Below are 23,578 nucleotides of genomic sequence, written 5' to 3'. Positions count from 1 at the left end.
AATTATGCCAATTCACCATTCAAAGAAAAAGTGAGTGCTTCTACTATTTTTATATTTACCAATTTGCCTATGAGGCTAGCATCTCCAGGAAAGTTAACAAGCTTACCTGTTCTAGTCCTTCCCATAAGCTTAGTCTCATCATTTTTACTTGGTCCCTCCACTAAAACCTCCACAGTTTTATCCTGATAGGACTTGTTTTTCTTTATGCTGGCTTCGTTTATAACATCTATAAGCCTATTGAATCTATTATGTTTAATTTCTTCATCTACCTGCTCTTCCATCTTATCCGCTGGTGTGTATTTTCTTCTAGAATATATAAAAGTAAAAGCAGAATCATATTTAACATATTTAGCAAGTTCCAATGTATCATTAAAATCGTCTTCCGTTTCTCCAGGAAATCCAACTATTATATCTGTAGTAATAGCTACATTAGGAATTTCCTTTTTTATCTTATCAATTAATTCGATATAATATTCTTTTGTATAGTGCCTGTTCATCTTTTTTAATAATAAAGAAGATCCACTTTGTACAGGAAGATGTATTTGCTCACAAATTTTACTGCAATCTCTTATAGCATAGATTACATCATCCGATAAGTCCTTAGGATGAGAGGTCATAAATCTAATTCGTTCTAAGCCTTCGATTTCATTAACTTTCCTAAGAAGTTTTGCAAAATCTATATCTTCTTCTAAGCCTTTTCCATAGGAATTAACATTTTGTCCTAAAAGAGTTACCTCTTTGTATCCTTGCTTAACTAATTGTTCGATTTCATTAATTATCTCACTGCTCTTTCTGCTTCTTTCACGACCTCTAACATAAGGGACAACACAATAAGTACAAAAGTTGTCACACCCGTACATAATGGTAACAAAGGCTTTTATATCACTTTTCCTGTCTACTGGAAGACCCTCAACAACTCCAACTTCCTTATCAAGAATTTCTATAACAGATTTTCCTTGATGGCGTACAGAGTTTAAATATTCAGGGAATTTGTGTGCATTATGGGTACCGAAAATAATGTCAACGAAAGGATACCTTTTTAGTACATTTTCAGCCATATCTTTCTGCTGCATCATGCAACCACATAAAGCTATTATTAAATTAGGATTATCTTTTTTTCTTTTTTTAAGAGCACCTAAGTTTCCGAAAACTTTTAATTCAGCATTTTCTCTAACACAACAAGTATTAAAAATGATTATATCTGAATCATCCTTAGAATCTGTAGGAGTGTATCCCATATTCTTAAGCATTCCTGAAAGTTTCTCGGAGTCTTCTTCATTCATTTGACAACCCCAAGTCTCTATATAATAAAGTAATTGTTTTTCATTTTTGGTCATATCTAAATTTAGCTCCTTCAGTGTAATATTTTGAACTCTTCACAGATAATTATATATAATTTATAGAAATTTTGAAAGCATTTCATTTTTATTATAAAAAAAAATTATAAATATAAAGATTTTGTACTTATATTTGGTATAAAAACCATTCTTCTTATGCAAAATATGTCTAAAGGAGGAGTGATAATATGTATGATGCCAAAAAGGATGAAAAAGAAAAAAAAGATGATATGAAATATAAGACAATCATTGATAGGGCTTATTATGACAAAACTAAAATAGATAATGTTATAACTTCAAAACCATCATATGTACCTCAAGAAACTCTTTTTTATTAATTACTCAATGTGTGATATCAAAATAGCCCCTATGATTCTAGGGGCTATTTTATAATAAATGCTGATTAACCCTTATTTAGAATCCAAGTAAAATACTCATCATATTTTACAAAACCTTTTTTTATATATAAATTATAGGCAGCATTATTCTTTTTATTTACTTTTATTATCACTTCCTTATACCCAGCATCATAAAGTATATTAATAAGATACGAAAGTAATGCTTCGCCAAAACCTCTTTTTCGATATCTGCTGTGAATACCAAAATTAACAATTACGGGAATATTAGAAGATTTAATTATTTGGCCGTAACCTATAAATTCATTGTTCAGCTTTAAAAATATACACCAATCATTTACATAATATTCTTGAATTTCATCTATATATATATCTTCCACGTTTAATGGCTCTCTAGTACTGCTCTTAAATATTTCATTTTGTAAATCGCATCTTCTTTTCTCATCAAGGCCTATTTTAAATGGGATAAATTTTAAATTGCTTAAATTAAATATAGTTTCTTTAGCAGATATTATTTTTTTTAGTTCTAAAGTGCTTTCTTTTTCATTAAACCCTAATTTAGTTAATGCATATTGATTGACTTTATTTAATTTACATTCATAAATTACTGAAGATTTGTGCTTAAATATATTTAAAATATTAAGAATATCACCATCTATATACTTATCCTCTATATACATAGAATTTATATAAAAATTATGTCGGCTAGCACCAATTGGGTTAGTCCATAAAAAACCTATGCATTGATCATAATATTTTAAAACATTTACTTGGTGCCTGAGTATAAATCTATTTATAATATTACTGCTTTTATAGGCATTAAAAAAATCTTCATTTAGCATGTTAAAGTCTAATCTTTTTGAATTTAATTGCTTTAAAGCATCTAACTGGCTTTTTTTTAGTATATTACTCTTAAACATAATTTACTCCAAAATCAATATTTTGTGACGTATCTATTTATCAAGATTATATGCTTCTAAATATTTTATATAATCTTGTATAAATAACTGCTTTTGATTACTATATTTAATTAATTTATCAAGTTTTCTTAGATATTTTTCATCATTCCATTTTTTATGTTTGATATACATTTTTCTTCCTAGCTTCCAAAAACTATGAGGAAAAACTATCATTGAGAGCATGATCTCTAATTCATCTAATGACAGCGTCTTAATGTTATTATAACTTTCTATTAAAGATTTAGCAAAATTAAAATCCCACATATAATTTTTTTTAGGCATTAATCTTCTAATAAATTTACTTAAATCCATTATTTGAAGATCTATTACTATAGAATCAAGATCCACAATATAATATTGATTGTCTTTTTTTAATATATTTTGATAGTAAAAACTATCATGACATAGTGTCCTTTTTTTATTTGCTTCGTAAGATAACTTATAGTATTGAGAATTATTAAGTATAGATAAGGCTGTCATACCTATATTATAATAAATATCCACATTATTATAATATAGATTATCAAAATCACTTCTATTTTTTTTTGATTCTATTATATTTTTGTATTTTTCTAAATCTCGCAAACACTTATTCATTAATCTTGGCCAATTTTTCATATTTGACTTAATATGTAGTTTTTGAGTATCTATATGGCCTGAGCTTAAATGAAAATTAGCTAATAAAATTGCACACTTTTTAGCTTCCTCTAAGGTTTTATAATTACACTCCTCACCGTCTATCCATTCAGTTAAGTAAAAAACATGACCTCCACTTTTAACAGTATATTCTCCGTTAGCTGTTCTTAAATATGAAGCAACATACTCAAAAGAATTTTTTTTAAGATATTCTACTATATAATAACCATTTTTCACCTTAGAAGATCCATGTTTCATTTTTTTTAAAAAATAAATTTTATTTTCTGATGTTATTTTAAAAGCACTTCTTACTTTACTTATACTATCGGCATAAATATTATAATGATTTAGCACTTTAGTTATAATATCTATTTCCTTATAGTTTAAAATATTTTCATGAAACTCCATACATTTTCTCCTAATCTATAATACATTTATAAATATATCTTAGTTAATTATATTAGATGAAAAATAAAAAGATGTTATTGAATATAAATTACAATAACATCTTAAAAATTAGATAATTTTTATTATTCTACAGCTTTAATACTTAGCCCTATCTTTTTAGCTTCTTTGTTTACATCTAAAATCTTAGCTTTTACCTGTTGACCTATGATTAACTCATCAGATGGCTTATTAATTCTTTTGTGACTTATTTCAGAGATATGTACTAAAGCATCTATTCCAGGCTCTAGCTCTATGAATGCACCAAAATCAGCAAATCTTACTACTTTCCCAAGCACTATATTATTAACAGGATATCTTTCATCTACGTTAGCCCAAGGATCTTCAGAAAGAGCTTTTATACTTAAAGATAACTTTTTATTTTCTTTATCTATATCTATAATTTTAACCTTTAGTTTTTCGCCTATTTTTATCACATCGGAAGGTTTATTAACTCTTCCCCAAGATAATTCTGATACATGTAATAGACCATCTACCCCATCTACATCTACAAATGCGCCGAAGTCTGTCAAGCGTTTAACTTCACCATCAACCACTATATCTTTTTCGAGCTTTTCCCAAGTTTTACTTTCAATTTCATCTTGAGCAGCTTTAAGAAGATTCCTTCTTGAACCTACTATTCTTGAATTTCTTTTTCCTTCACTATATTCAATTATATTTACAGGGTAAGTTTTCCCTACATAATTTTTTAAATTATCAACATGAGCAAGCTCTAAATGTGAAGCAGGTATAAATATTCGTATTCCATTATAGTTTCCTACTACTCCACCTTTTACCTCTTCCTTTATTAGAACATCTACTGTTTTATTTTCTTCGAAAGCTTCTTTTATATATTTTCTACCTTCTTCTCTTTTAATCTCTATTCTAGATAGTACCACATACCCATCTTCATTTCTTATGCTTATTATTTTAGTTTCTACAATTTCACCAATACTTAGTATATCGCTTAACTTAATATCATTTTGGAAGGTTACTTCCTGTATAGGTAAAAGTCCTTCAGCCTTATATCCTATATTAAGAAAAGCTTCCTTTTCATTTATAGAGATAATCTCCCCTTTAACTATTTCGCCTACCTTTATTCTTTTATCGAATTTCTCCATATAGGTAAGTTGTTCACTGTACTCAATTGTATTTTCTTCACTCATTTTATTAATTGCCTCCTTTATAATCCAATCAGGTGTCGAAGCACCTGCTGTTATACCAATCTTTATATTTTGATTTTTTGTAATCCAAACAGGGATTTCATCACTATTTTCAATTAAAAAAGTACTTTCACAATTATCCTTACAAATTTCAAATAATTTATTAGTATTTGAACTGCTTTTACTTCCAATAACAAACATGACATCCACTGATTTAGATATTTCAAAAGCGCTTTTTTGCCTCTTCTCTGTGGCGCTGCAAATAGTATTAAAGGCTATTATTTCTTTGCATTGTTTTGTAACTACAGAAAGTACTTTTTGCCAATTTTCTTGTTTTTCAGTTGTTTGAGAAACAACACAAATCTTTGAAGATAAAGTTACAATATCACTGCCATCCTTTGATATTATTGCATTATTATCACACCATCCATTTATACCAATAACTTCTGGATGAGAACTATCTCCTACTACTAGTATAGCATATCCTTGCTCATAATATTTTTTAACTTTTTTATGAATAAGGGAAACAAAAGGGCAAGTGGCATCAACAATAGTAGCTTCTTTTTCATTTAATGCTTTTATTGTATCAAAGGGAACACCATGAGAACGAATTATTATAATATCGCCATTTTTTATATTATCATTCATTTCTATTGGTGTAATCCCTTTATTTTTAAGAAAACTTACTACATCATTGTTATGAATTAACGGCCCAAGTGTATATACTTTAGCATCATTTTCTTCTTCGGTTTTTATAGCTGTTTCAACGGCTCTTTTTACTCCAAAACAAAAACCAGCATTTTCTGCAAGTATTATCTCCTTTGCCATATATTCCTCCTTTGACATTAAGATTCGTTAATATCATGTCTAACTTTTGCTAGTATTATATTAACTATGTCTTCTATACTTTTGTCTGTGGTGTCAATTTCTAAGGCATCTTCTGCTTTAATTAATGGATCCACTGCTCTATGGGAATCCTCAAAGTCTCTGCTTATTATATTTTCTAATACTTTTTCAAAACTAATAGATACACCCTTGCTTTCCATTTCTTTTAATCTCCTTTTGGCTCTTTCCTCAGGAGTGGCAGTTATAAAAAATTTGAAAGCAGCATTTTTTAATACCACAGTTCCAATATCTCTTCCATCCATGATTATATCATAATTTTTAGCAATATTTCTTTGTGAATTTACTAATCTTTCTCGTATTTCTTTAATTGAAGCATAAAAAGATACATTTTGATTAACTTCACTGCTAGTTAAATATTTAGTGAGATTTTCGTCATTAACTATTAAATCTTCTCTATCAAAATGCATATTCATATTATCTATAAGCGCGCACAAATCTTCGATTTGAGATGTAGATATGTGGTTTTTAAGAGCTTTGTAAGTAACGGCTCGATACATTAAACCTGTATTTATGTACATAATATTTAGCTTATCCGCTACAATCTTTGCTATAGTGCTTTTACCAGCTCCTGCAGGTCCATCTATAGCTATAGAAATTCTCATGATAATCCACCTTTCAGTTATAAACTAGCAATTTTATCTAAGATGCTTTTAGCAGCCATGAAACCAGTAGAAAGTGCTATTTGTATATTATATCCACCAGTATATGCGTCTACATCAATTACCTCTCCGGCGAAGTATAAATTTTTAACTAAAGTAGACTGCATAGTATGTGCATCTATTTCGTTGATATCTACTCCCCCAGCAGTAACAATAGCTTCCTCAATCGGTCTTAGCCCGGAAATAGAAAGAGTAAAATGCTTAATAGCATTTACAAGATTTTTTCTCTCTAGCTTAGTTATAGAATTTATTTTTTTATTTTCATCAATGCCTGACTTATGAATCACTGGTATTATAATTTTCTGAGGTAATAGTTCGTTTAAAGAATTTTTAATATCCTTATTCTTAAACTCAAGAAAATCTTTTTGTACTCTTTTATCTAATTCCTGTTCAGAAAGAGCCGGCTTTAAGTCTATTGATGCTATTAACTCTTTGTCACTTGTAACATATCTGCTTCCACTTAATACTAATGGACCGGAGATTCCGTAATGAGTAAAGAGCATTTCACCAAATTCTTTATAAATTTTCTTTTTTCCATTTATTATACTAAGTTCTACATTTTTTAGTGAAAGACCTTGAAGATCTTTAATCCAAGCTTCTTTCACTTCTATTGGTACGAGCGATGGTTTTAAAGGAATTATATGGTGACCTAGTTCTTTGGCAAATCTGTATCCATCTCCTGTAGAACCTGTTAATGGATATGATTTACCTCCAGTTGTCAAAATGAAATAATCACCACTTACTTTTTCACCATTTTTCAAAACCACATAGCTTATTATACCATCTTTTTTTACTATTTTTTCAACTTTAGAATTTAATTTTACACTTACTTTATTTCTATATAAAGCTTTGGTAAAAGCATTTATAATATCTGAAGATTTATCTGAAAAAGGGAAAACTCTATCTCCTCTTTCTACTTTTAATTTAACATCAAGACTTTCAAAGAAATTCATGGTGTCTTTATTTGTGAATGTATATAAAGAACTATAAAGAAATTCAGGATTTCCTGGAATATAATCAAAAAAATCAGATATATCTTTTGCGTTGGTAATGTTGCAGCGGCCCTTACCTGTTATGAAAAGTTTTTTGCCGAGTTTTTCATTAGATTCTAATAAAACAACCTCAGCTTTTTTTGAGACTGACATGGCTGCCATCATACCTGCTGGACCACCACCAATTACCACTACTTTTTTCAATTTATCACCTCGTTAAAATGTAAAATCTATAAGCTTATTATAAATATGAAATTTGAAGAACTAAATACAAAGAAAAGTTTTAGTCACAATTAATATTATATTTTTTTATTTATATCAAAGCAAGAAAAAATAAGGCTCTAGATTAATTTTGCTAGAACCCTATATATCAAAATATACTATTTATCGTCTATATTTTTATATGAATATACATTGTATTCTTCCCATATTTCTTCTAATCCTGTAAAAGTTGATGAAATTTTTTCTTTTTCTCTTAACCCTACAGCAATAATAAGAGCATTTATAACGCTCAAAGGAGCCACTAGCGAATCTACAAAAGAAGCCATATTACTTTGAGCAATTAAAGTGTAATCGGCTTTAGAAGCTAGAGGTGAAAGAAGACTATCAGTAATTGCAACCACTTTAGCTTTTTTACTTTGAGCGTATGCTAAAGCTTCTATAGTTCTATTAGCGTATCTTGGAAAACCGATACCTATAACTAAATCATCGCTAGATACATTTATTATTTGTTCAAATATATCGCTCATCCCATATCCTACAAGTTTGACGTTGTCCAAAATTAGATTAAGGTAAAAACCTAAGAATTCTGCTAAGGCGGTTGAGCTTCTGAGACCTATTATATATATTTTTTTTGCTACAAAAATACCATTTACTACATCTTCAAAAGCTTTATGATTAATTTTCTCTAATGTAACTCTAAGATTTTCCATATCCGATTTGAGAACACCCTTTAATGCATTTTCTTCGCTTATGAAATCATTTGATAATTCAATTCTTTGTACAGTTGTTAATTTATTCTTAATAAGTTCCTGAAGAGCCTTTTGAAGTGTTGGATAGCCGCTGTATCCTAATTCATTTGCAAATCTTACTACTGTGGATTCGCTCACACCCACACTATTTCCAAGCTTTGCAGCGGTCATAAAAGCAGCTTTATCATAATGCTTCAATATGTACTCTGCTATAAGCTTTTGTCCTTTACTTAGTCTAGGAAACTTTACTTGTATCATTCTCATCAAATCATGTTTTCCGTTTTCTTCCAAAATAAATCCACCCCTATGTTATGCTTTTGCAAGTATAACATCATTTTATCAGTAAATGAAAATTTAATCAATGATTTATTCATTTCTTTTATAGAATCGCTTAAAATAAATTTAATAATTCGCCTTAAAACTATTGAAATTCAAGGATTTATATTTTAAAGATAAATATATATTTAAATAATTGCGGTGATTTAAATATTAAATCCTTCATTTTTTCTCAATCACTATAAGCTCAGGTGGAGAATTATATCTATTTAAAACTGAATGAAGCATTACTCCGTACAAATTTTTAGGTAATGTTTCAAGAAAATTTATAAGAGCTTGTCTTTCAATAATTCCTTCATGGTGTCCGCTATAGATAGCTACCGTTATGATTCCATTTCTATTTAATAGTTCTAATGCTGTTTTAACTCCTTTTACAGTACTAGAATAATTTGTAGTTATATTCTTGTTTCCTCCTGGCAGAAAACCAAGATTAAAAACAGCACAATCTATAGGTTCCTTTACATATGCAAGAATATTTGCATGTGAATCTAAAATAAGTTCAACATTATTATTAAATTTATTTTTATAATTATTAATGCAGATTTCTTGTATGTCAAAAGCATATGTTTTCTTAAATAAAGTTGATAAAAAATCACTATCGTGCCCATTTCCTAATGTAGCATCTATTGCTGTTTCAAAATTTGTGCAAAAATTTTTAATTATGTAGTGAGAAAGAGTACTGACATCATTAACGTAATTAAACATAATATCACCTATAATTTTTGTATATAGGAAAGTTCATTTGAACTTAGATACCTCCAAGTACCTATTTGCAAATTTCCTAATTCTATATTTCCTATTTTTATTCTTTGAAGTGTAATAACCGGATTTCCAATTTCATTACACATTTTTCTTATTTGTCTATTTTTACCTTCATGAATAGTTATCTTTACCTTGGAACTATCATTGTATTCCTTAATAATCTCTATATTGGCTGGAGCTGTAACATATCCACCAATATTTATACCAGATTTAAATTTAAGGACTTTATTATTATTTATGTGTCCTTTTAGTGTAGCAATATATATTTTGTTTATAGCTTCTCGAGGATGAATAATCTTATTATATACTTCTCCATCATTGGTTAGAAGAAGCAATCCAGAGGTATTGTAATCCAGCCTTCCTATTGGATATATGCGCTCTTCTAAATCAATTAAGTCAAGTACGGTAGCACGGCTCTTTTCATCTTTTACTGTGGTTACATATCCAGTAGGTTTATTTAACATTACATATATCTTCTTTTCCTCAGGTTTTATTAAATTGTTATTTAAATATATAATATCCTTGGAATCATCTATTTTAGTTCCAAGCTCTTTTATGATTAGTCCATTTACCTTTACTTTGCCAGCAAGTATATACTCTTCACATTTTCTTCTAGAAGCAACACCGCATCTAGCCATATATTTTTGTAATCTTTCTATCATATTATCACCATATAATTTTATTGTTTTATTTCTTAAGTAATTATATGATTAATAAGGCATTAAAGCAACATTTCAGAAAATAAAAAATTGCCCTTAGGCAATTTAAAATTAGTCAACAAACAGTATTCCAACAAGTCCAGGTCCGCTATGCATACTAGCAGTGGCACTTATATTCCCTCTATATTCAGCAGAAATTACATTGGGAAGTTTTTCGAATTCTTTACAAAGAGATATAGATTCTTCCTCAGCATTTCCGCTAAGTATATATATTTTTTTCTTACAATCTTTAGTGATTTCTTTCCCTATTTCAATAATTTTGTTTAAAGATTGCTTCCTTCCTCTAACTTTAGCATATTGATAATATTGACCATCCTCTTTTCCAACGGAGATTATAGGTTTAATGTTTAAAAATTCTCCAATTGTTCCAGATACTCTTCCTATTCTTCCTCCTTTAATTAAATATTCCAATGTTCCTACTATAAAAAACAATTTAACTCCGGATCTTATATCTGATAACTTAGATATAATCTCTTCAAAGCTTGTTCCCTTGTTAATTAATTCTACACACCTTTCAACAATATATCCTTCTCCAGCAGATAGTGATTTTGAGTCAAAGGCATGTATTTTTATATCTGTATGACTTTCTGCAACCATATTAGCTGCATTATAAAATCCTGATAGGCCTGAGGATATAGTAATAATTAATATTCTATTATATCCCTCAGATTTAAGTTTCTCGATGGCATTTTCTAAATCTTGAATGGAAGGAAGTGAAGATTTAGGAATTTCTTTATCTAAATTTTTATATACTTCCATTGGTGTTATCTCAAATTTATCTTTAAAGTCACCATATGAATAACTTATTGTAAATGGCAGTACACTTATATTATTCTTACTTACAAACTCATCATCTAAATCACTTGTTGTGTCAGTAATTATAGCTATTTTTTCCATATTTATTCCTCCAAATATAATCTACAAATTTATTATATCATTTTTGATACCATTATCAATACTGATAGTGCTTATTTTTAAATAAAAGAAGAAATTTAGTCATTGCTTATTATAAAAAAATTATTTATATTTATATATGGATATTTAATAATATAAAAATTTCATAAAATTATCATTATATAAACATTTTAACCAGTTTATAAAATTATATTAACATATTTAAATTTGTTATATTTTAGTTTTGAGAAAGGAATAAAATATGGATAGATTATTATTTGGAATTTCTGGACTCCCTATTGGAGAAGAAAATAAAAAATATAATTACAGTACAGGGATAAGATATCTTTATTCCATCGGACTTGACGCAATGGAACTTCCTTTTGTAAGATCTGTAAATGTATCTTATAGAAATAAAGCAGAAATAATAAAAACTCAAGAAGAATGTGGGAATTTTTATCTTTCAGCACACGGCTCTTATTACATAAACTTAAATGCAGAAGAGGATATAAAGCTAAAAGAATCTATGGAAAGAATAGTAAGGGGAGCCGAAGGAATTAGACTTGCGCATGGAAATAGACTTATTTTCCATCCCGGATTTTATTTAAAATCTTCTGCAGAAGATTGCTTTAAGAAAATAGCAGATAATTTAAAAAAGCTTCCTAACTTGGCGGTAGAATATAGATTGGAAACCACAGGTAAAGCGACTCAATTTGGGAATCTAAAAGAGATTGTTTCCTTATGCAAAGAAATTGATACTTGTAAACCCTGTATAGATTTTTCTCATATCCATGCTAGAGAAAATGGATCATTAAAGAATTATGAAGACTTTGCAGCTATACTAGCCTACATAAAGAATAACTTAGGAAATGCAGCTCTTGAAGATATGCATATACATGTTTCCGGAATAAATTATACTATTAAAGGTGAGCGAAACCACTTGCCTTTTAAGGAAAGTGACTTTAATTATATAGATTTTTTGAAAGCCTTAAAGAATTTTAAGGTCAAAGGGACTGTCATTTGCGAAAGTCCTGTTCTAGAAAAAGATGCTTTGCTATTAAAAAGTACATACTATAATTTGTAAGTTTGTATTAGTAAAGTTAAATATCCAGTATATATAAGGAATGCCATTAGAATATAAACATAAAAATACCTTGGCGTAAAACAATATTACTGGAGGTGCATGAAATGAAAAAAATATTTTTTATTACACTTACTTTATTAATGATAAGCGTTTTTACAGTGTCAGCTTCAACTGTACCCTATAAAGCAATTAATACTAACTTTGTTCAGGTAAATAGCAGTATAATTGCACAGGAAAATGAGGTTATACGTTTGGTAAATGTGCAAAGAAGCAGAAGAGGTTTACCAGCTCTTTCGAAAAATAATTCTCTTTGTACTGTAGCTAGGTATAAATCTCAGGATATGATTAATAAGCATTATTTTTCTCATATGTCTCCAACATATGGTTCACCATTTAAAATGATGGAGACCTTTGGCATTAAATTTTCTGCTGCTGGTGAAAATATAGCTATGGGACAAAGGACTCCTGCTGAAGTTATGAACTCTTGGATGAATTCATCGGGACATAGAGCTAATATATTAAGTCCTGCATATACTCAAATTGGTGTAGGGCTTGCTGTGAATAAGTCTGGAACCCATTACTGGACTCAACAATTTATTAGGCCTCTATATTAACAAAAAAAGGAAACTTAAAAAGGTTTCCTTTTTTAATTAATAATCATTTCTAAAAAAGCATTTATTGCCATTAAATATCCATTTAATCCAAATCCGCTTATGATACCTACAGCAGCTGCTGCAGTAACTGATTTTTTCCTAAATTCATCTCTTGAATGAATGTTGGATATATGTACTTCAATTATAGGTATATTTACTGATTTTAGTGCATCATATATAGCATAGCTATAATGAGTGTAGGCTCCAGGATTTATTATTATTCCGTCATAATTATCGTAGGCTTCTTGTATAAAATTTATTATTTCTCCCTCTATATTGCTCTGCTTTATAGAAACATCAATATTATTTTTCTCAGCTTCTTCATTTATTATTTTGCATAGGTAGCTATAATCTTTATTACCATAGATGCTTTTTTCTCTAATTCCTATAAAGTTTATATTGGGTCCATTTAGAACTAGTAACTTCATATTATATGATTCTCCTCTCAAGATTTGATAATAACTTTTCTATAAAAATTTCTGTAGAACTGTCATTAACTATTTCTATGTCAGAAAACTTCTTATAAAGAGAAATTCTATCATCATAAATCTTTTTTAATTGCTTTTTGTTATCTTTTAAAAGAGGTCTATTTTCTATTTCTAAATCCTCTAGAATATTACTTATTGGTCTGTTTATGAATATTACAATACCATTTATTTTTAGATTTTTTATGTTTATTTCCTTAGTTACAACACCGCCGCCAGTAGCTATTACTAAATTACTCAGTCTGCTTATTTCTTCAACTGCATTTATTTCAATACTTCTAAAATGTTCTTCGCCTTTTTTAAAAATATCGCTTATGCTCATATTTTCTTTTTTTACTATATATTCATCCATATCGCAAAAATCCATATTTAGCGCATTTCCTAAAAGTCTGCCTATAGTAGTTTTACCACTTCCAGGCATACCTACGAGAACTATATTCTTTTTATTTAGCAATGAAATCACCCTTTTTTAAGACTTTTTCATATATTATATCTATATCTTTCAACGATAGTTTAATATTATTCCAAATTTCTTCTGCAGCCACAGCTTGACCAACCAACATATACAACCCATTGGAAGATTTAATATTTAGCTCATCACAATATTTTAAAAGAATTGTTTTATATGGATTATAAATTAAATCAAATACAAAACTAAAGCCTTCAAGGAATTTTAGTGGCACAGGTGAAGAATTTACATCAGGATACATTCCGCAAGGAGTAGTATTTATTAATACATCTTTTTTTTCAATTAAATCTAATTCGGTATAATCTAAAAGCTTATACTTTTTTAATTTATTATTAGAATTACTTGCTCTAATTCTATCTCTTACTACAAAAGTTATGTCTTCTACTCCATTATCAGTGACATATTGTAAAACTGCATGAGAAGCTCCGCCACTTCCTAATATAACCACGGAAGATTCTTTTGAAATCTTAATGTGATTTTTTGCAAAAGTAAAACTTATTCCATCAAAATCTGTATTATATCCTACAACTCTGCCTTCCTTGAAACTTATAGTGTTTATTGATCCAATAATTTCAGCTTTTCTATCTAATGAATCTAAATATTTTATAACTTCAACTTTATATGGAATAGTAACATTTAATCCTGATATATCACTATATTTAAACTTTAAAAATTCATTTGATAGATTTTCTTTAGGTATTTCATATATGTTGTAATTTCCTATTATACTAAGATAGCTAAATATTTCATCGTGTATCATTGGAGAAATGCTATGACCTAGTTTTTCTCCAATAAGTCCATAATTATGAGACATATTTATCACCTTCTATTTAATTGTTTTTTGGATATTTCGGCTTTGTTTCATTATGTATTTCAAAATGTTTTCAAGCGGTTCTTTTAATTCTAGATTACTAATTAAAGCTAAATTTTTTTTTATAACTTCTTTTTCTCTTTCTTCATTAAGTACAGGCAATCCTTGTAATTTTTTATATTCACCTATTTTAATGCTAAGCTCAAATCTTCTTTCTAGGAGTTTTATTAAGTCCTTATCTAAAGAATCTATTTCGTTCCTGTATTGTTCCAAGTCTTTCATTAAAATGCTCCTTTTTATATAAAGATATTACCACCAATAGATTTATAGTCTTCAAAAAAGTTTGGATAAGATTTATTTACGGCTTTATAATTACTAATTTTAACCGAATCCTTACATCTAAGAGCTGCTATTGACATAGCCATAACGATTCTATGATCATTCCAAGAATCAACTGCTCCTCCTAAAAGAGTTTCTTTTCCATTTATAATAAGAGAATCATCTTTTTCAATGATTTCAGCTCCAAGTCTGCTAAGCTCTCTGCAAGTAGCAGCTAATCTATCACATTCTTTTATCCTAAGTCTGGCCGCATTATATATATTCGTTCTGCCATGACTCAAGGAAGCTGCAACAGCAAGTACAGGAACTAAGTCAGGTATTTCGGATGCATCTATATTAATTCCTGAAAGCTTTGACTTTCTACATATAATTGATGAATTCTTTTCTTCAATTATTGCACCCATAGACTTTAACAGTTCAACTATTTTTTTATCTCCCTGTAAGGATTCCATGTTAAGATTTTTACATTCAACCTCACCACTTATTGTTCCTGCCACCATAAAAAAAGCTGCTTGAGAGAAATCTCCCTCTACATTATATTCCATAGGAACATATTTTTGATTTCCCTTAATATAAAAACTTCTATAATTATTATTGATTACTTTTATTCCAAATTTATTTAAGCAGTCCATTGTAAGGTCAATATAGGCCTTGGATTCAAGCTGCCCTTCAATATTTATTGTAGAGTCATTAGGAAGAAGAGGCAATGCAAACATAAGACCACTTATAAATTGTGAACTTATATCTCCAGGTATCTGAAAGTTTCCAGATTTTATTTTTCCCTGCACAGTAAGAGGCAGCTTACCATTATCGTTATTATAATTTATATTTTGCTCATGAAAAATTTTATAATATGGATTTAAGGGCCTTTCTATTAATTTTCCTGCACCTGTAAAAATAACTTTTTCTTCTTGCAATAATGCTACAGGTATTAGAAATCTCAAAGTGGAACCACTTTCATCACTAAATAATGTGCTATCTGTCAATCTTATTTTGCCATTAGAAATTATCTTTACACTATTTTCAAATACAGCAATGCTTATACCGAGATTCTTAAGTATGGATATAGTAGCATAGATATCTCTAGAAAAAGTTATATTTTTAATGATACTTTCACCCTCTGAAAGAGCAGCGCAAATTATTGCCCTATGACTAAGACTTTTAGAAGAAGGAATATTTACCTCGCCTAAAACATTATTTACAGGCTTCAAATTAATACTATCCAAACTTATACCTCCAAAAATACTTTTCTTACTTGATCTAAGGAAAGATTTTTTATAAATGAATTTTCTATTTCCTTAATAAATATAAAAGAGATTCCTTTATCGAAAACCTTTTTGTCATTTTTAATATTATCTAATATAACTTCCATATCAACGTCTATTAATTCAAAAGGGAGCTCATATTTTTTTAATATATCTTTTATTACAATACTGCAGCCATATGTTGAATATCCTAATTTTTCACCAATTAAAGTGATATTATACATCCCTATAGCTATGGCCTCCCCATGGGTATATTTATTGTAATTAAAATATTTTTCTACAGCATGACCTATAGTGTGCCCAAAGTTTAGTAACATTCTGTCACCTCTATCTAACTCATCTTTTTCCACTATAGTTTTCTTTATGCTGCAACAAGTATAAATTATATCCTCAATATTTGCTAACAATTCATCTTTGTTTTTATAATTGCTAAGCTTATTAAATAAATCTTTATCTTTTATAAGTGAATATTTAATAACCTCTGCCATTCCGTCACAGTAAAATTTATGAGGCAGGGTATTTAAGCAATTAGGATCTATTATTACAGCTTTTGGATGATAGAAATTGCCTACCAAGTTCTTACCGCTTTTTAAATTTACTGCTACTTTTCCACCTATACTGCTGTCTACCTGAGCTATAATGGAAGTAGGAATTTGTATAAATTTAATGCCTCGTAAGAATGTAGCTGCCGCAAAGCCTGTGATATCCCCTATTACTCCACCTCCTAGAGCTATAAGTATTCCATCCCTGTTCATATTGAGCTCAACTAAATTTTCATATATAAATTCAAGCATTTCTATACTTTTACTTGTTTCTCCGGCAGGAAGTTCTATTATATGGCATTCATATCCGGAATCCTCAAGCGATTGCAATACTTTTTTGCTATATAGTTTATTCACATTTGAGTCAGTTATTATTACAGCTTTTTTGCAAGGTACAATACCTTTTATGATATTTCCAACACTATTAAGGATATCTCTTTCGATAAAGATAGTATATTCCTTACCAGGAAGATTTATAGGCAAAGTTATCATTTCTTTATCTCCTTTCTTTTTTGAGAAGCAGAATTTAATAGGCATTCTAAGGTGTTTACATCATTTTTCTCTAAAGAATTTTTGATTTTAGCAAGAGAAGTTATAAAATCATTTATAACAGGTATAATATTTTTTTTATTATCCATGAATAATTCGCTCCAAAGTCTAGCATTTATATCTGCAACTCGTGTAGCATCTTTAAAGCTGCCGCCGATTATATTATTAAGTGATAGATTATTTGTATCCGCATTGATGAGCGCCACAGCTATTATATGAGGTAAATGGCTTATATAAGCTATTAGCTTATCGTGATCTGCAGCATCTACATTGATTACCTTTTTGCAACCGATAGAAACTAGTATTTGTTTATACAATTCTATACTTTCGTTACTAGATTTTTGGGAAGGCACTATAAAGTAGTTGCAGTCTTTAAATAAATTTGCATCAGCATTCTGAAAGCCAGAAACTTCTTTGCCTGCCATTGGGTGCCCTCCAATAAAATTTATATCTTTTCTTTCAATAGAGTTTATCTCTTTTATCAAATTCTCTTTCATTCCAGAAACATCCGTAATAATAGCATTACTTTTAAAATTATGAATATTCTTTTTTATAAACTCTACAGTGTCGTTTGGATATAGACAAATAACAACTAAATCACTTTTTTTTATTTTTTCTGAGTCACTTATATTATCACTAATAACTTTATTACTAATAGCTAAATTAAGAGTATCTCTATTATTATCGATAGCCCATATTTTATTGGGATTCAACTTTTTTAGAGATAAAGCTATTGATCCTCCTATCAATCCTAAACCTACAATAGTTACATTAAAGCCACTCAAATCCATAATTTTTACTCCTGTATATCTTTATTCATTACCTTAGCTATTTCCTTAAGAGATTTCATCATAGCATCAAATTTTTCTGGAAGAATTGACTGCTCTCCATCGCTTAATGCATTAGCAGGATCATGATGAACTTCCACTGCAATTCCATCAGCACCTACTGCTAAAGCTGCTCTAGAAAGAGGTTCTACCATCCACCATTTCCCGCTAGCATGACTAGGATCTACTATAACAGGAAGATGGCTTAATTTTTTTATAGCTAATACTGCACTTAAATCTAAAGTGTTTCTTGTGTACTTTTCAAAAGTTCTAATTCCTCTTTCACACAAAATTACATCTTCATTACCGCTGGACATAATGTATTCTGCTGACATAAGTAGTTCTTCAATAGTAGCAGATAAACCTCTTTTAAGTAAAATAGGTTTGTTTACTTTTCCTACTTCTTTTAACAGTTCAAAGTTTTGCATGTTTCTAGCTCCTACTTGTAATATATCTACGTAGTCTAGCATGCCATCTATTTGTTCTATTGCCATAACTTCTGAAACTACTGGAAGTCCTGTTATTCTTTTAGCTTCTTTTAAAAGCTTAAGACCTTCAATGCCTAATCCTTGGAAGCTGTATGGAGATGTTCTTGGCTTGTATGCCCCACCTCTTAAGCAAGTCGCTCCAGATTTCTTAACTGCTTTAGCGATTGTCATAAGTTGGCTTTCATTTTCTACAGAGCAAGGTCCGGCTATTACTGTCAACTTGTTTCCACCAATCTGTTTATTGTCAACTTGTATTAATGTATCCTCTGGATGAAAAGCTCTGCTGGCTCTTTTGTATGGTGATTGAACTCTCATTACATTATCTACACAATCTTCAACTTCAAAAATCCCTGTATCTATTTTGCTGGTATCTCCAACTACACCTATTATAGTACAGCTTTCACCATGACTTAAATGAACTGAGCAGCCAAGTTTTTCTACCTTTCTTTTTATTTTTTCTACATCATCGATTTTAGCGTCCTTTTTTAAAATTATTACCATTGATAAAACCCCCATTTTTATAAAATTTTATAAGTTAAAAAATGATAAATAAAAAAAGGACTCCATGAGTCCTTTTAAAATAAAAGAATATAATAATATAACTAACTTATATTGACTCATCTAATAATTCCATATTTATTTAACGATAAATAACCAAAGTAATAATAAAAACTTTGGCTAAAATAATATATGAAATTATTGTTTTTTAATAAGCTAGTCAAACTATTCATATTCCTATCACCTTTCACATAATATGATTTGTTGCATTAATTATAACACCTTTTGCCTGGTACTTGTCAATGCTTTATTTAAATATTTAAAAAACTGTATAATAAAATAATATTATATTACACTATTTAATAAAAAGCATATATAAATTTCAATTAAAAATTATTAAACTAATAAAATTATTAGGAGTGATTTAAATTGTTTATAGGAACTTTAAAAATACATCTCATTGCTGAATGGTGTCATTCTTTAAAGGAGAAAAGAATGATAGTAAATAAAATTATAGATAATAGTCGTCATAAATTTAATATATCAATAGGTGAAATTGAAGATTTAGATATGCATAATTCCATAATATTAGGAGTAGCTTTAGTAAGTAATAGTAAGAGACATGCAGAAAGCTCAATTCAAAATGTGCTAAATTATATTGAAACCTTAACCGAAGCAGTTATAGTAGATAGTTTTATAGAAATACTCTAATTTTACTACATATTGCATAAATAATTTTAAGTGTTTTGCTAATAATAAAGCTTGTAGTAAATATCATTTACAAGGAGGAATTTACCCATGAATAGCACTATGACTAAACAATTAGAAGCACCAAATCTAAAAATTTTAAAAGACCAATTAAACTTTGAATCATTAATTGCTAAAAAGTATAGCCAATATTCTAACAGCTGCAGTGACAATTCATTAAAGCCACTATTTGATGAAGGAATTAGAATTCATAAACAAAACTTTACTAATCTAAAGAATTATTTAGATTCACATCAGTAAAAAATAGGAGGGATATGTTATGACTGGCTTAAGCAATAAAGATATTTTACAGGATATTTTAACTACTGAAAAACATGGAATAAGCTCTTATAGCAGTGGAATAACCGAAAGTTCTTGTAACAACCTTAGAGACACTTTAGTAGGAAATTTAAAGTCTTCTGAAGAAGTTCAATACAAAGTATTTGATGCTATGAGACAAAAAGGCTGGTATACAATTAAAGATGCGCCTGAAAGTGAGATTCAGGAATTAAAAAATTCTTCGAATACTCTTATGAATGAAATACAGTAATTAAATAAGATGTCAGACATAGCTCTGACATCTATTTAATTATTTTTTATAATAATTTTGGAACTTTGTTTTTTCATTCTTTTCCCAAGGTTTATAGTTATCATACAGTTCCATTCTTTCTTTTACTGTTGGATGGTCATAATTGAATATTTTGTATATAAGACCAGGGTCATAAACAGACAAATTGCCTTTTAAATATTTAATTTCTGAGGATTTAGCAGCATCACTATCGTGAGTGATTTCTAAAGCAAATTTATCCGCTTCTAATTCTACGTGTCTAGAATAAGCATTACTTATAGGATCAGAAAAAAGCATAATTATATTTAGAATCACCACAAATAAAGGTATGACGGAAATATTATAAATGCTTTTTATGCCTATTTTACTACCATATGTTTTTATAATTATATTTACTAATTTATTTGCTATAAATAAAATTATAAATACTCCAATACATCCTAATGCTATAGACTTAGGTATATGACCTAATACATAATGTCCTAACTCATGAGCAGTAGTAAATAAAACTTCTCTGTCATTCATATTTTTTAGAGTGGTATCCCATATAACTATTCGCTTTGTGTTAAAAAGCCCTGTCATATATGCATTCATGGTATTAGTTTCTTTACTCTTATCTACCACATAAATGTTAAGATTATTTACATTACATTTTTCTGCTAAGGAAAGTATTTTTTGTTCAAGATTTTTATTAGTCATAGGAGTAAATTTATTAAATATAGGATCCATAAATACAGGATAAAGTAATGTGCTAAATATTATATATGGTATAGCGATTAGACTTACTATGTACCACCATCGTTTTTTACTTATATTTATAATGAAGAATATACCAGTAACGGTTAATGCTTCTATTAAGCCGTTAATTATCAAATATTTCAATTCTAAAGCTATCCATTGTATGAAATTCAAATTTGATAAATGTAGTATATGATTTTTAAAATATCCTCCCAATAAATAAAATGGAAAATATAATATAAAGTTAATTATTGTATAGCATAAATAAAATACAAAGGCTGAAATGTACTTATTACTAATTCTATATTCTATCTTACTGATGATTTTCTGTGAAATTCCAGAAAAAATTATTAAACATGGAATTAATATGCTTAGCGCAGTGCTACATAGCCAAATTATTACTGAAATTCTATAATTATACGCAGCTAAATTATCTTTGTTATTCAGATTTAAATTTGATATATTTATAAAATTGTATATAAATAAGGCTGAAGATACTAATATAACTAATATGTAAGCTAATATAGTCTTCTGTTTTTTCAGAAGTTTTGTCACAATTATCCCCTCTTTGCTTTAGATATATCATTTAATGCTTTGGAAATATATTCAATATCATCTTTAGTATTAAAATATCCTAAACTTATCCTTATAGTTCCTTCTGGAAATGTGCCTAAGGTTTTGTGAGCTAGCGGAGAACAATGAAGACCGCATCTTGTCATTATTCCATATTCACTATCTAATATGTAAGCGGCTTCTGAAGCATCTATATTATCCATATTTATAGAGAAAACGCTTAATCTATTGTTTATATCCTTAGATCCATATAAATTTACTCCTTTAATATTCATAACGTTATCTAGAAAAATTTTCCCTAAAAGTTTTTCATGCTCATATATATTTTCAATACCACGAGCTTTTATCCATTTCAAGGAAGCATTAAGTCCAATTATTCCTGGAACATTTAATGTTCCGCTTTCGAATTTGTCTGGAAGTATGTCTGGTTGAATAAGAGCTTCTGAAAAGCTGCCAGTACCTCCTTCTTTTAAAGTATCTAATTTAGCTGCAAAATCTTCTCTTAGTATAATAGCACCAATACCTTGAGGACCAAGTAAGCCTTTATGTCCAGTAAGGGGTAATGCAGCTAGCCTTAAATCATTAAAGTTTATTGGGAGAATGCCTGCACTCTGGGCGCTGTCTATTACATAATAAATATTGTATTTTTTAGCTATAGCAGCTATTTCATCTATTGGCATAATACTGCCCGAAACATTAGATACATGAGTTACTAAAATTAGCTTTGTAGAAGAATTTATTGATTTTTCTAAATCTTTTAAGTTAATTAATCCCTGTTTATTGCAAGGGACAATGCTGTGATTAATCCCTTTATTCAAAAGCGTATGAATTGGTCTAATAACAGCATTGTGTTCCATAGAAGTTATAATTACGTGCTCTCCTTTTTTTAGAAATCCTTTTAAAATAACATTTAAACTTTCAGTAATATTAGTTGTAAAAACAACATTTCTTGGTTCATCAAAGTTAAACATCTCACAAATTAGTTCTCTAGTTTCATATACGATTCTGCTGGTGGAATAGGAACTTTGATAATTTCCTCTTCCAACATTAGCACCTATATTAGTTAAATAATCATATACTGCATCACCAACTTCTTTTGGCTTAGGAAAAGTTGTAGATGAATTGTCTACATAAATTTTTCTCATACGCATATCTCCTGTAAAAATAAATAATTAAGGTCTGTTTAGAGATCATTATAAAATTCGTCTCCCTCTTCACTAGTACACCCGTAGTCAATTAAAATTGCAGTTCCATCGATTTTTCCCCAGGAACTAGCGGACTCAATATCGTCCTTTAAGAGCAAGAAATTTCTTGTTAATCTCATTATATCTGAATATGCTTCCTCTTCATTACGTATATTTTTTAAATTTACCTTTTTCAACGAGGAATCAATAGATTTTAGAGGAACAGCTCTAGGCATTACCAGCATATCTGGTTTATGCCAAATTATAGGGCAAAGATATTTTTTGTATTTTTCACCACAATGCTTAAAAACATAGAGTTCTACTTTATTTTGATATAAACCCTCCATGCCTTTAGCTATTTTAATCACATATTTATCGTTTATAGCAAATACTTTTCGGCTTATGCCTTCACCTAGATATAAAAACCTTTTACTTATTTCATAAGTGCTCATTTTATAGATATCACTAAAAGTTAATTTTGAATCTATCATAATTACATCACCTACATATAGCTTATTAAAGCATAATGAGGTTTGACACTTTATTTATAGTAAATATAATTTCATTATAATGCATTATTTTTTTTATGTAAAACATTAGTGAATTTATATTAACCTTTTACAT

Annotated in this window: 27 protein-coding genes; 6 read left to right on the top strand and 21 right to left on the bottom strand. The window is 28.8% G+C overall.

The genetic code is table 11. The features are described 5' to 3' along the window. Positions 1–2 precede the first annotated feature (2 nt). Positions 3–1,337 (bottom strand): tRNA (N6-isopentenyl adenosine(37)-C2)-methylthiotransferase MiaB, encoded by a 1,335-nt coding sequence (gene miaB, locus IAI10_RS06970; RefSeq protein ID WP_315672573.1) that lies wholly within the window; start codon positions 1,335–1,337, stop codon positions 3–5. A 188-nt stretch (positions 1,338–1,525) separates the two neighbouring features. On the opposite strand from miaB, the gene IAI10_RS06965 reads away from it, so the two are divergent. Beyond that, positions 1,526–1,675, top strand: coding sequence for a hypothetical protein (locus IAI10_RS06965; RefSeq protein ID WP_315672572.1), 150 nt, complete (start codon positions 1,526–1,528; stop codon positions 1,673–1,675). 65 nt (positions 1,676–1,740) lie between these two features. Here the strand turns inward: IAI10_RS06965 and IAI10_RS06960 are convergent, their stop codons facing one another. The 9 genes from IAI10_RS06960 to IAI10_RS06920 all read right to left on the bottom strand — a co-directional run bounded on the left by IAI10_RS06960 (position 1,741) and on the right by IAI10_RS06920 (position 11,137). Further along, positions 1,741–2,613: a GNAT family N-acetyltransferase gene (locus IAI10_RS06960; RefSeq protein WP_315672571.1), complete on the bottom strand. Its 873-nt coding sequence runs from the start codon at positions 2,611–2,613 to the stop codon at positions 1,741–1,743. 33 nt (positions 2,614–2,646) lie between these two features. Further along, positions 2,647–3,696 (bottom strand): CotS family spore coat protein, encoded by a 1,050-nt coding sequence (locus IAI10_RS06955; RefSeq protein WP_315672570.1) that lies wholly within the window; start codon positions 3,694–3,696, stop codon positions 2,647–2,649. Positions 3,697–3,818: 122 nt separating this feature from the next. Further along, positions 3,819–5,723, bottom strand: coding sequence for a bifunctional 4-hydroxy-3-methylbut-2-enyl diphosphate reductase/30S ribosomal protein S1 (locus IAI10_RS06950; RefSeq protein WP_315672569.1), 1,905 nt, complete (start codon positions 5,721–5,723; stop codon positions 3,819–3,821). A 17-nt stretch (positions 5,724–5,740) separates the two neighbouring features. Further along, positions 5,741–6,403, bottom strand: a complete 663-nt coding sequence (gene cmk / locus IAI10_RS06945; protein WP_396334352.1) for a (d)CMP kinase — start codon at positions 6,401–6,403, stop codon at positions 5,741–5,743. 17 nt (positions 6,404–6,420) lie between these two features. Further along, positions 6,421–7,656, bottom strand: a complete 1,236-nt coding sequence (locus tag IAI10_RS06940) for an NAD(P)/FAD-dependent oxidoreductase (protein WP_315672568.1) — start codon at positions 7,654–7,656, stop codon at positions 6,421–6,423. Between the two features lie 176 nt (positions 7,657–7,832). Next, complete coding sequence (locus tag IAI10_RS06935; RefSeq protein ID WP_315672567.1) at positions 7,833–8,714, bottom strand: MurR/RpiR family transcriptional regulator; 882 nt, start codon at positions 8,712–8,714, stop codon at positions 7,833–7,835. 207 nt (positions 8,715–8,921) lie between these two features. Continuing rightward, a complete protein-coding gene (locus tag IAI10_RS06930) occupies positions 8,922–9,464 on the bottom strand; it encodes a class I SAM-dependent methyltransferase (protein WP_315672566.1) in 543 nt (180 codons plus the stop codon). Positions 9,465–9,472: 8 nt separating this feature from the next. Further along, the gene (locus tag IAI10_RS06925) at positions 9,473–10,183 is read right to left on the bottom strand and encodes a pseudouridine synthase (RefSeq protein ID WP_315672565.1); all 711 of its coding nucleotides are present in this window, start codon (positions 10,181–10,183) and stop codon (positions 9,473–9,475) included. 108 nt (positions 10,184–10,291) lie between these two features. Further along, positions 10,292–11,137, bottom strand: a complete 846-nt coding sequence (locus tag IAI10_RS06920) for a DegV family protein (protein ID WP_315672564.1) — start codon at positions 11,135–11,137, stop codon at positions 10,292–10,294. A gap of 259 nt (positions 11,138–11,396) precedes the next feature. Between IAI10_RS06920 and IAI10_RS06915 the strand changes: the two genes are divergently transcribed. Together IAI10_RS06915 and IAI10_RS06910 are read left to right on the top strand one after the other, a co-directional pair. Then, a complete protein-coding gene (locus IAI10_RS06915; RefSeq protein ID WP_315672563.1) occupies positions 11,397–12,218 on the top strand; it encodes a TIM barrel protein in 822 nt (273 codons plus the stop codon). Positions 12,219–12,322: 104 nt separating this feature from the next. Continuing rightward, positions 12,323–12,832: a CAP domain-containing protein gene (locus IAI10_RS06910; RefSeq protein ID WP_315672562.1), complete on the top strand. Its 510-nt coding sequence runs from the start codon at positions 12,323–12,325 to the stop codon at positions 12,830–12,832. Positions 12,833–12,864: 32 nt separating this feature from the next. Here IAI10_RS06910 and aroQ read toward each other — a convergent pair whose 3' ends face one another. Genes aroQ through aroF form a run of 8 tightly spaced genes read right to left on the bottom strand, consistent with a single transcriptional unit; the run spans position 12,865 to position 19,147 of the window. Continuing rightward, a complete protein-coding gene (aroQ, locus tag IAI10_RS06905; RefSeq protein ID WP_315672561.1) occupies positions 12,865–13,299 on the bottom strand; it encodes a type II 3-dehydroquinate dehydratase in 435 nt (144 codons plus the stop codon). 1 nt (position 13,300) lies between these two features. Then, on the bottom strand, positions 13,301–13,819 hold the full coding sequence (locus IAI10_RS06900) for a shikimate kinase (RefSeq protein WP_315672560.1): 519 nt from the start codon (positions 13,817–13,819) through the stop codon (positions 13,301–13,303). Then, on the bottom strand, positions 13,800–14,639 hold the full coding sequence (gene aroE / locus IAI10_RS06895) for a shikimate dehydrogenase (RefSeq protein ID WP_315672559.1): 840 nt from the start codon (positions 14,637–14,639) through the stop codon (positions 13,800–13,802). Before aroE ends, IAI10_RS06900 begins: the two co-directional genes overlap by 20 nt. Positions 14,640–14,651: 12 nt before the next feature. Beyond that, entirely contained in the window at positions 14,652–14,918 is a 267-nt protein-coding gene (locus tag IAI10_RS06890; protein ID WP_315672558.1) for a chorismate mutase, read from the bottom strand. 14 nt (positions 14,919–14,932) lie between these two features. Beyond that, entirely contained in the window at positions 14,933–16,201 is a 1,269-nt protein-coding gene (gene aroA, locus IAI10_RS06885) for a 3-phosphoshikimate 1-carboxyvinyltransferase (protein ID WP_315672557.1), read from the bottom strand. 2 nt (positions 16,202–16,203) lie between these two features. Beyond that, a complete protein-coding gene (gene aroB, locus IAI10_RS06880; protein WP_315672556.1) occupies positions 16,204–17,274 on the bottom strand; it encodes a 3-dehydroquinate synthase in 1,071 nt (356 codons plus the stop codon). Further along, on the bottom strand, positions 17,271–18,122 hold the full coding sequence (locus IAI10_RS06875) for a prephenate dehydrogenase (RefSeq protein ID WP_315672555.1): 852 nt from the start codon (positions 18,120–18,122) through the stop codon (positions 17,271–17,273). Before IAI10_RS06875 ends, aroB begins: the two co-directional genes overlap by 4 nt. Positions 18,123–18,127: 5 nt before the next feature. Continuing rightward, the gene (aroF, locus tag IAI10_RS06870) at positions 18,128–19,147 is read right to left on the bottom strand and encodes a 3-deoxy-7-phosphoheptulonate synthase (RefSeq protein ID WP_315672554.1); all 1,020 of its coding nucleotides are present in this window, start codon (positions 19,145–19,147) and stop codon (positions 18,128–18,130) included. A 426-nt stretch (positions 19,148–19,573) separates the two neighbouring features. Between aroF and IAI10_RS06865 the strand changes: the two genes are divergently transcribed. From IAI10_RS06865 to IAI10_RS06855, 3 genes are all read left to right on the top strand, one after another. Next, positions 19,574–19,855: a DUF503 domain-containing protein gene (locus IAI10_RS06865; protein ID WP_315672553.1), complete on the top strand. Its 282-nt coding sequence runs from the start codon at positions 19,574–19,576 to the stop codon at positions 19,853–19,855. Positions 19,856–19,942: 87 nt separating this feature from the next. Beyond that, on the top strand, positions 19,943–20,152 hold the full coding sequence (locus tag IAI10_RS06860; protein WP_315672552.1) for a hypothetical protein: 210 nt from the start codon (positions 19,943–19,945) through the stop codon (positions 20,150–20,152). 19 nt (positions 20,153–20,171) lie between these two features. Further along, positions 20,172–20,441, top strand: a complete 270-nt coding sequence (locus IAI10_RS06855) for a spore coat protein (RefSeq protein WP_315672551.1) — start codon at positions 20,172–20,174, stop codon at positions 20,439–20,441. 39 nt (positions 20,442–20,480) lie between these two features. On the opposite strand, the gene IAI10_RS06850 is transcribed toward IAI10_RS06855, so the two are convergent. Genes IAI10_RS06850 through IAI10_RS06840 form a run of 3 tightly spaced genes read right to left on the bottom strand, consistent with a single transcriptional unit; the run spans position 20,481 to position 23,445 of the window. Further along, complete coding sequence (locus IAI10_RS06850) at positions 20,481–21,752, bottom strand: M48 family metallopeptidase (protein WP_315672550.1); 1,272 nt, start codon at positions 21,750–21,752, stop codon at positions 20,481–20,483. 2 nt (positions 21,753–21,754) lie between these two features. Beyond that, positions 21,755–22,915, bottom strand: a complete 1,161-nt coding sequence (locus IAI10_RS06845; protein ID WP_315672549.1) for an aminotransferase class V-fold PLP-dependent enzyme — start codon at positions 22,913–22,915, stop codon at positions 21,755–21,757. Positions 22,916–22,953: 38 nt separating this feature from the next. Further along, entirely contained in the window at positions 22,954–23,445 is a 492-nt protein-coding gene (locus IAI10_RS06840) for a hypothetical protein (protein WP_315672548.1), read from the bottom strand. Positions 23,446–23,578 lie beyond the last annotated feature (133 nt).

The organism is Clostridium sp. 19966, from assembly GCF_032335695.1.
Lineage (GTDB): Bacteria > Bacillota > Clostridia > Clostridiales > Clostridiaceae > JACTOJ01.
This window is presented reverse-complemented; position numbering and strand designations above follow the sequence as displayed.

Excerpts from the sequence above, each read along its gene's own strand:
- IAI10_RS06925 (WP_315672565.1), bottom strand. The coding sequence starts at position 10,183 with ATGATAGAAAGATTACAAAAATATATGGCTAGATGCGGTGTTGCTTCT.
- IAI10_RS06855 (WP_315672551.1), top strand. The coding sequence starts at position 20,172 with ATGACTGGCTTAAGCAATAAAGATATTTTACAGGATATTTTAACTACT.
- aroF (WP_315672554.1), bottom strand. The coding sequence starts at position 19,147 with ATGGTAATAATTTTAAAAAAGGACGCTAAAATCGATGATGTAGAAAAA.
- IAI10_RS06910 (WP_315672562.1), top strand. The coding sequence starts at position 12,323 with ATGAAAAAAATATTTTTTATTACACTTACTTTATTAATGATAAGCGTT.
- IAI10_RS06950 (WP_315672569.1), bottom strand. The coding sequence starts at position 5,723 with ATGGCAAAGGAGATAATACTTGCAGAAAATGCTGGTTTTTGTTTTGGA.
- aroQ (WP_315672561.1), bottom strand. The coding sequence starts at position 13,299 with ATGAAGTTACTAGTTCTAAATGGACCCAATATAAACTTTATAGGAATT.
- IAI10_RS06860 (WP_315672552.1), top strand. The coding sequence starts at position 19,943 with ATGAATAGCACTATGACTAAACAATTAGAAGCACCAAATCTAAAAATT.
- IAI10_RS06840 (WP_315672548.1), bottom strand. The coding sequence starts at position 23,445 with ATGATAGATTCAAAATTAACTTTTAGTGATATCTATAAAATGAGCACT.
- IAI10_RS06965 (WP_315672572.1), top strand. The coding sequence starts at position 1,526 with ATGTATGATGCCAAAAAGGATGAAAAAGAAAAAAAAGATGATATGAAA.
- aroE (WP_315672559.1), bottom strand. The coding sequence starts at position 14,639 with ATGTCTCATAATTATGGACTTATTGGAGAAAAACTAGGTCATAGCATT.
- IAI10_RS06915 (WP_315672563.1), top strand. The coding sequence starts at position 11,397 with ATGGATAGATTATTATTTGGAATTTCTGGACTCCCTATTGGAGAAGAA.
- IAI10_RS06920 (WP_315672564.1), bottom strand. The coding sequence starts at position 11,137 with ATGGAAAAAATAGCTATAATTACTGACACAACAAGTGATTTAGATGAT.
- IAI10_RS06955 (WP_315672570.1), bottom strand. The coding sequence starts at position 3,696 with ATGGAGTTTCATGAAAATATTTTAAACTATAAGGAAATAGATATTATA.
- miaB (WP_315672573.1), bottom strand. The coding sequence starts at position 1,337 with ATGACCAAAAATGAAAAACAATTACTTTATTATATAGAGACTTGGGGT.
- IAI10_RS06875 (WP_315672555.1), bottom strand. The coding sequence starts at position 18,122 with ATGGATTTGAGTGGCTTTAATGTAACTATTGTAGGTTTAGGATTGATA.
- IAI10_RS06960 (WP_315672571.1), bottom strand. The coding sequence starts at position 2,613 with ATGTTTAAGAGTAATATACTAAAAAAAAGCCAGTTAGATGCTTTAAAG.
- aroB (WP_315672556.1), bottom strand. The coding sequence starts at position 17,274 with ATGATAACTTTGCCTATAAATCTTCCTGGTAAGGAATATACTATCTTT.
- IAI10_RS06930 (WP_315672566.1), bottom strand. The coding sequence starts at position 9,464 with ATGTTTAATTACGTTAATGATGTCAGTACTCTTTCTCACTACATAATT.
- cmk (WP_396334352.1), bottom strand. The coding sequence starts at position 6,403 with ATGAGAATTTCTATAGCTATAGATGGACCTGCAGGAGCTGGTAAAAGC.
- IAI10_RS06845 (WP_315672549.1), bottom strand. The coding sequence starts at position 22,915 with ATGAGAAAAATTTATGTAGACAATTCATCTACAACTTTTCCTAAGCCA.
- IAI10_RS06890 (WP_315672558.1), bottom strand. The coding sequence starts at position 14,918 with ATGAAAGACTTGGAACAATACAGGAACGAAATAGATTCTTTAGATAAG.